General features: G+C 62.2%; 3 protein-coding genes and 1 pseudogene. All 4 read right to left on the bottom strand.

Annotation, left to right across the window (positions count from 1 at the left end):
• Window positions 1-461, bottom strand: a pseudogene (locus AKV04_RS11145) (IS21 family transposase); the annotation flags it as partial.
• A 723-nt stretch (window positions 462-1,184) separates the two neighbouring features.
• On the bottom strand, window positions 1,185-1,958 hold the full coding sequence (locus AKV04_RS11135) for a protein NO VEIN domain-containing protein (RefSeq protein ID WP_054006505.1): 774 nt from the start codon (window positions 1,956-1,958) through the stop codon (window positions 1,185-1,187).
• A 29-nt stretch (window positions 1,959-1,987) separates the two neighbouring features.
• Window positions 1,988-2,209 (bottom strand): hypothetical protein, encoded by a 222-nt coding sequence (locus tag AKV04_RS11130; RefSeq protein WP_054006504.1) that lies wholly within the window; start codon window positions 2,207-2,209, stop codon window positions 1,988-1,990.
• A gap of 528 nt (window positions 2,210-2,737) precedes the next feature.
• Window positions 2,738-7,846 carry a RecQ family ATP-dependent DNA helicase gene (locus AKV04_RS11125; protein ID WP_054006503.1) on the bottom strand — a complete coding sequence of 1,703 codons (5,109 nt, stop codon included), beginning with the start codon at window positions 7,844-7,846 and terminating at the stop codon, window positions 2,738-2,740.
• Window positions 7,847-7,988 lie beyond the last annotated feature (142 nt).

Below are 7,988 nucleotides of genomic sequence, written 5' to 3'. Positions count from 1 at the left end.
AGCCTGAAGTGCGCCAATTTGATCGTCGTGGTGGTTCCGCCCAGCACGACATGCTCGTAGCTCCAGTCAAATTGCGCCACATCACCGCACGCAAAGAACAACGGCACAAACGCCTTCGTGCTCGTGGCCCGACCCACTTCAATCTTCCACTGCCGCACATGACGCTGAACACTGTCATAGGCACCAGCATATCCCTCGGCCTGAAGACATTCGAACAACCGACGCGCCGTCCGCCGCCGTGTTTTGGGCAAAAGCCCATCACCGCGCAGCCACTCATCAAGACGGCCGCACCACGGTCCAAGCTGGGGCCCGGCTTGCTGCTTGCGCTTGTAAACCGGCTCAACCCCCTCCTTCAGATATTTGCGAACGGTGTTCCGCGACAGCTGCAGGGACCGCGCCAAGCCACTGATACTCTCGCCGTCCCGCAGCCCTCGTCGCCTGATCTTCCCAATCGTTTCCACGCATAACACTCCAGCTGCTCCCGCCCAAAAAACGGGATTGTTGCACGACTGGGGTGGTCAGTTTTGGACGCTGTTCCACCCCGTCAGCTGGTCACTTTTGCACGCTGTTTTACATTCCCCACGATCTTACTGATGCATTGGATCAAATCTTGAAGGTCGATTCAGCACTTTCTACAAGCGCAGTCTTCCGTCGCCTGGCAACTGCCGCCCGGCGCTAGAAGATACTGGCAGACAGGAAATTGATGCCTGTAACCTGCGGTATTCAATAGCGTGGGGCGTTTTGCGGTCGAAGTGCGGCAGTAAAGCGGCAGTAAGCCTAATAGCTGATTCTAAGCTCTTCACTCAAAAGCAGACAGGCGTTCAACCTCCGCGACCGAGACATACTGGATGATTGTGCGAGCGACCGGAAAGCGCGAATGACCGAGATGGGGACGTGACGCAGGTGTTGGCCTGAGCGAAGCCGAATATCGGCTTTGGGCCGGTTTCGTCAAGCAGTACGGTTGTGCCTTGGTCAAGCAATTGACAGCCGGGCCGCGATGATAGGCTGAATCCGTAGACGTTGCCCGTCCTCGGTCACCCAGACAAGGTCGTTTCCCTTCGACAGAAGGGCATCATGGCGAAAGATATAGGCCATCGGCTTCGACGAAAGCGCCTCCGGAAGCACGTAAATGATGTAGTCCGTCCGGTGTTCAGGTGATCGCATTTTCGCGTATTCGTTTGGCGTCAACTCAACGACGAGGTCTTGCCCGAAAGTCCTTTGACCTCTACTTTGAGATGGCCGCCGTCTTCAGCAAACGCTTCAAGGTCCCAGCCTACGCCGTCTTTCTCGACTGTCTCCACTCTGTGAGAACCGCCCTTTTCGGACTCGTAATAGGCGATCGCGTGGTTAATCGCGGCCTGCTCCACCTTACGGCGTAACTCTGGGTCAGTCTGTCTTGGAGATTTGGCTGGTCGTTCGACGCGTCGCCCGCCTCGGCCTATGTATTCAGCGACATCTCTATTGAAGGCTTCTCCTTTGCCGTACCAGACTGGGCTTTGGCCCAAGTTTCCGGGCTCCTTTGCCGTGGGAATAATGAATGAACGAGCATCGATCGGCAGAAGTACCGCGTCGGCAGCGGGCGCTTCGATCTGATATCCGACATCGAAACCCGACAAACGCTCCAGGCGTCGATGCTCGGCATCTCTGTGGATGCGAGCGTTCCGATACCAGCCGATGATTACAGTCTTCTTGGTTCGTGGATTTCGCGCAATCCAGACAACCGTCACTCCATCCACTGCGGCATCGCCGCGTTTTGCACCTAGCCGCGAAATCTTGATTTCTGCAGAACGGGGCACATAGCCATAGACCTTCCCCCTGATCGGCTCGAAGTTCCATGATTCGTGGGCAATGCCATTGGTCTTCAGAAAACCGAAGTTGCCCTCGGCCTTGTCCCCCTTGGGCCCTCTGTAGTGTGTCATCCACGCATGGTTTATGTACACCAGTATCTCTGTCGCCATTATTCCTGCCGTCTGTTGAACTCGCTCGCTCAGATTTCCAGTGTGGACAGCGCCCGTGCGACAATCACCCTCCCCAAGCTCACGGTGATGTCGTCCTGAAACAGTTTGAGCGTATAGGCCGGTTTTTGCAACGCGACTTCGGCGCGCTCAATCCAGTTCACTTGGATAATGTCGATAGCGAGATGTTCGGTGCAAGACCTTTTGCCCAACTCGATGAGGGAGTAAGTTGATATCGCTCTTTTAGATACCATGCCGCGCCGCACTCAGACCGGTCTCCGCCCTACTGCAACATCACGCTGACGTTCTGGCTGATTTTCGTGCTGAACCTGCAAACGCCGGCAGTTGCCAGGATCGCAACTATCGTGGCTGGCTGCCTGCAGCGCTTCCAATCGAACGACAGCTTTGTGGAACGCTGAAAGGCTGCATCCTGACAGGGCGACCGTCCGTTTTGGGCCGGGTGCGTCGTTCAGGTGCAGCGCCTACCCCCCTTGGCATGGTTCCTCCCCGGCCCCGACCGTATGCGGGGGGGCGCAGTGCGGCGTTTCGCTAGCGACAGGCATTTTCACCGGGGAATCCAGGCGGAATCCAGTTCGCACAAGGCAGTTCAATAAATTATTCAATATCAATATCTTACCGAATCACGATCTCGCCGCGCTGGATTCTTTTGCGGAATCCAGGGAATGCACTTTGTGGAATCCACCTTGGTCGGAATCCAGGCAATGGAAGCCACCCTTTTCGATGCGTGTCGGATTGGCGAAGGCAACGCATGCGCACAGACGTCAGCTACCGTTCTGATCCGCCATGACAGCTTGCGCCTCGGCTTCAAACACCAGTTCAGGCAAGGCCACTTCCCACTCATCGCGGCGGAGCAGGTGGTGATAATCCTCGTCGCCATCCTCGCGCCGCCAGTTCAGGATGGCTGCGACCTCGCCGCGCAGGAAGGTCGTCCCCTCGGGTGGGGCAAAGGCGCGAGAGAGGCGGGCAAGGGTCTGGCCCTGCGTGTTGTCGATCCGCCAGCGGTCGCCGTCGCGGATCAGGTGAACCGCGTCACCGGGGCGGGCAGCGACGATAGCGGCAAGCGACGGATCACTCGGCCGCAGACGCCCGGCGAAGGACAGGTCCACCAGCTTTGGGTCAGGTGGCACATAGCGCAGGCGGGCACGCGGCAGGGCGGCGGTGTCGGGGGTGACGCGACGGGAAAGGACCGCATCTCCTAGGCGGACAAACGCGTGGGGACCATCGGTCAGGATGGTCAGGGTCGACCGCGCCCGCGTCATGGCGACATAGAACAGGCGGCGCGGAGCGTCGGCGTCTTCGCCGCGCGAGGGGCGGTCCCAGCCGCCGTTCAAGATGGCAACATGATCGAACTCCAGCCCCTTGGCGCGGTGGGCAGTCAAAAGCAGCAACCCTCGCTGTTCGCCCCGCACATCCCGCGCCCATTCACCGAACCACTGCACAATGTCGGGCACCGGGGCGGCCTTTTCGACCAGTTCCCGCGCCAGAGTGCCGATGCCTTCGCCGATCAGATCGGTCCAGCGGGATTGCGGCTGGGCGTTCAGGATTTCCACTAGGTCGGGGATCGACAGCAACCGGGTGCGATCTGTAAGGAGGGCGCGGATGAAGCCCTGCATCTCGCGCATGCGCCAGAGATTTAGCGGCTTTTCGTTGGCCATGTCGATCGGGATGCCCAGCGCCTCGGCGTAGGCGCGCACAGGTTCCAGCCGCCGCCAGTCGCGGGCGATCACGGCGCAGCGGCGCCACGACCAATCCGTGTCAAGCTGCGACAAGCGCAACAATTCGCCCAGCGCCGCGACGGCCTGTCCGGCATCGCCTCCTGCGTCCAGCAGGCTGACGCGCCCCTGTGCTACTGGGTCCAGCGCCGCCCAATCGCCCCCCGGTGCAGCCTTGGCGCGGGCGCGGTTCACCGTGATATCATGGCCCGCCTTCATGCGCCCTGCTGCAGGCGCAATCACGGCATTGGCCGCCGCGATGATATGGGCGGTGGAGCGGTAGTTCTCGGTCAGCCAGACAGGTTTGGCGGCATAGTCGGCCTCGAACCTGCGGATAAAGTCGATGGATGCCCCAGCGAAGGCGTAGATGTTCTGGTCATCATCGCCCACGGCAAAGAGGCTGATGCGCAGGTCATCCTCCAGCGACCGGCCCGCCACCGCGCCGATCAGCGCGTATTCCTCCGGACCGATGTCCTGATATTCGTCGACCAAGAGCCAGCGATAGCCCTGAATCAACGTCTCGCGCAGTGCCTCGGCCTCGGCCTTGGTAAGGCCATCGCCGCGCAGGAGCGCCACTGCTTGCATGACGATGCCGTCAAAGTCGCGCGGGCCTTCGTGATCGCCTGCAAAACTGGCCCCCATCAGGCGCATCGCCAGCGCGTGGCAGGTCGACACGGTCACCCCCGCCGCATCATCGCCGATCAACCGGCGCAGGCGTTCGCGGATCTCGGCCGCGGCGTGACGGTTGTAGGTCAGCACAAGGATGCCGCGCGGGTCTTCGCGGCGCACCCGGACAAGGTACGCAATACGATGCACCAGAACCCGCGTCTTGCCAGACCCCGGCCCCGCCAGCACCAGCACGTTGGTCTGTTCGCGGTCATCGCGCACGATCTCGGCCTGCACGGGATTGTCCAGTGCATCGACGATTGTCCGCCATGAGGTGCCGGTGGTCTGCCGCCGGATTTCCGTTCCGCGTCCAGGCAGCCAGCGGCGCAGGAAAGCGTCACGGTCCAGCACGAAGTAATCTTCGGACAGGCGCTGGGCCTGATCCATCGCCGCCAACCCCTTTTCGGCATAGGCGGCCATGACATGGGTCTGGATCGTTGTCTCGCTGTAATGCTCTTCCAGCGGGGCGAAGTGCTGCACGGTAAAGGGCCCGCCCTTGGGGTTCAGATGCACGGTGATCGCCGGGCGGAACACCGTCAGGCCCCTGCCAAGGGTGACCACAAGTTGTTCGTGCAACCACAACAGCGCACGGTCCATCAGCCGGGTCATATCCTTGACCTCAGCCCGCAATAGCGCGTCACCGTTCAGCGCATCCAGCATCGTGCCAAGGGTGGTTTCGACCTGAATATCCTTGCCGCGAGTGCCTTTGGTGACCTTGCCCGTCAGATGGGTCAAGAGTGCCTGCGCCCCCTGCCGCCGCAAGTCAGCGGTGCGGGCAACGACCGGCCAGGACCGTTCCAGCCGCACAAAGATCGTGTTCCGGCTGACCTTGCGCAGGGTCAGGTTGCCGCGCCCGCCGTCCTGATCGCGCCCATCCTGCGCCATGCCGCGCAGGATGGTTTCCACCAGATCGGGCCGCACTTGCGTGTGACCCTTGTCGCGCAGGGCCTGACAGGTCTCAGACAGGTTCAACGGCTGCGCCTCGGCCCCTTCGGCATCCGGCACCGCCTCTTGCAGCAAGGCGGTCAGGTCAGCTTCCATCCGGCCTGCGTGATCCAGTCGGCGGGTCGAGGCATCCTCGACCCCCAGATGCACATAGACCGTGATGGCGGTGTCGTTGCTGGCGATCCCCAACACCTCAAGGTCAGCAAAAGCGCGGTGCAACTCGCGCCCCGACAAGCCGCAGGCGCCCGTCAGATCGTCAGTGGATACCCCGGCATCGGCGGGCGCGTTCATCACATGGCGCACAACGTCCATCAGTTGGGTGCGCCGGACCCCGGTGATCTGTGCCCGTTGCAAGATCGCGGCCGCCTCATCCACCGACCGAATGCGCAGCGACGAGGGAAACACCTGCACCCGGTTCTCCTCGCGGCTGAGCAGCGTCGCCTCTTCCAGCCAGGCGACGGCGGTTTTCACGCGGGTATCGTCAGTGGTCTTGTCGCGCTCGAACTCCTGATCCTTTTCCTCGCGCACGATCTCGCCCGGTGTGGCGACAACCTCACCGGATTTGTGCTTTTCCATGCGCCGCAGCGCCTTCAGGATCGCACCAATCTCGTGCCGGGCCAGACGCGAGCGGGCGGACAGCGAGAATTGCCGCTCCACATCCTCGGGGCTGAACAGCAGCACGCAATTGGCGGGGGCACGATCCCGCCCGGCGCGGCCAGCCTCTTGCAGGTAATTCTCTAGCGACCCCGGAATATCGCCATGCACTACCAGCCGGATATCGGGTTTGTCGATGCCCATCCCGAAAGCGTTGGTCGCGGCGATGACCCGCAATTTGCCAGTGCGGAACGCCTCTTGCACGTCGCGCTTGCGGTCTGGCGGCAGCCCTGCATGGAAGTAATCCGAAGACAGCCCCTGCCCTTTCAGAAACTCCGCCACCTTCTCGGTCGCACTCCGCGTGGCGCAGTAGACCACCGCCCCCGATGCGCCTTCGGGCGGCAGGTTCGCCTCGATCGCGGACAGGATATCGGTCAGCTTGGTCGCCTTCTGCGTGGGCAGCACGGCAAAGGACAGGTTGGTGCGCACCGCCCCGCCGTCGAGCAGCATCAGATCCAGCCCAAGGCGGGTCTGGAAATGGTCGCGGATGTCGCGCACAACCTCTGGCTTGGCCGTGGCGGTCAGGCACAGTACCGGCGCCGTGCTATCGCCCGAGAACTCCTTGATGAAGCGGCTGACGTAGCGGTAATCGGGCCGGAAGTCGTGGCCCCATTTGCTGATGCAATGCGCCTCATCCAGCACCCAAAGCCCGACCTCGCGCTGTTGCAGCACGGTGCGGATCGAAGGCGAGCGTAGCTGTTCGGGTGAGATCAGCAGCATCGCCGCATCGCCCATCCGCACCTTTTCCAGCGCGTCATGCCGTTCGGGCAGTGACAGCATGCCGTTGACGGTGACCGCTGCCGATATCCCGGCCCGCGCCAGTCCCTGCACCTGATCGGCCATCAGCGCGACCAGCGGCGAGATCACCACTGTCAGCGCCCCGGTCTTGTCGAACCGCGACAGCGCCGGGATCTGGTAGCAGACCGATTTGCCGGTGCCGGTGGGCAGGATGCCCAGCACCGATTTGCCCGCCATCGCCTCGGCGACGATGCGCTCCTGCAAGGGGCGACCCATGTCATCGACGGGCTGGGGGCGGAAGGAGGGAAAGCCGAACCAGCGTTCCAGTGCGGCGTTGGGGTTGTTCTTTTCGGCGCACCAGCCACAGGCGGGATCGCCGCAATTGGTGTCGCGCAGATGCCGCACGATCCGCCCCGCCTGCGGGAACTGCAGCCGCACCCAGGGCGGCATGACGGAATCCCCACCCGCCACCGAAATCCATGACAGCGCATAGGCCATCGGCCAACCGTTGCGCGGATCAGACAGGCGGCCCAGCGTTTGCTCAAGCCGATGATTGCAGGCGCGGCCGTCCAGCAGGCGGCGAATGGCGGCGTGGGCGGCGGGTTCATCGGGCGCAGGGCCGCGCAAGGATTGGAACAGCGCGTCGAACCCGGCCGAGGCTTCGCCCCGCGTCGTCAGATGGTGATACGCCAGCAGGGCATCGGGTGCCTCCTGCCCCAGCCGGGTAAACGCCGCGATCTGATTCGCCAGCACCTGCAGCGCCAGCCGCGCGTCCTGTTCGGGGTCATTCACATGCCCGACCTGCAGCCGCCCATCCTGATAATGCTTGACCAGATGGTGATAGGGATTGCGCGGAAAGGCCAACGGGTTCAGCCAAAGCGTATCAATCGGGGCCGCACCCAACCCAGCCAACCGCGCCCGGTTGGCCACCAGATGCGGCAGATCATGGCGCAGGATGTTATGGCCCACCAGATGCGCATCCCCATCGCAGAGCGCCTCCAGCCGGTCCAATGCGGGCTCCAACGCGGCACCTTTGTGAACCAGTGCCGCTTCACCACGCACTGCCGCGAAGGCGAATAGACGCGCTGATTTCGGATCAATCTCCAGATCGACGGAAACACATCCGGAAAGAAAAAGGGCGGGGTCAAAGGTCAAACGTCAGGCATCCAGATTCCAACGGCCACGAGCGGCATTCAAGCCATTGATAACCCTATCACCAGGATTCGAAAGCTGCAGATTTCAAGGTCCCTTTGGCGGCCTCCGATATGGCTTGGCGCGGTTCCCTCGGTCAACAAGG

Source organism: Cypionkella psychrotolerans, assembly GCF_001294535.1.
Taxonomy (GTDB): Bacteria; Pseudomonadota; Alphaproteobacteria; order Rhodobacterales; family Rhodobacteraceae; genus Cypionkella; species Cypionkella psychrotolerans.
The sequence above is the reverse complement of the archived record's forward strand: the minus strand, read 5'-3'. Positions and strand labels throughout refer to the sequence as shown.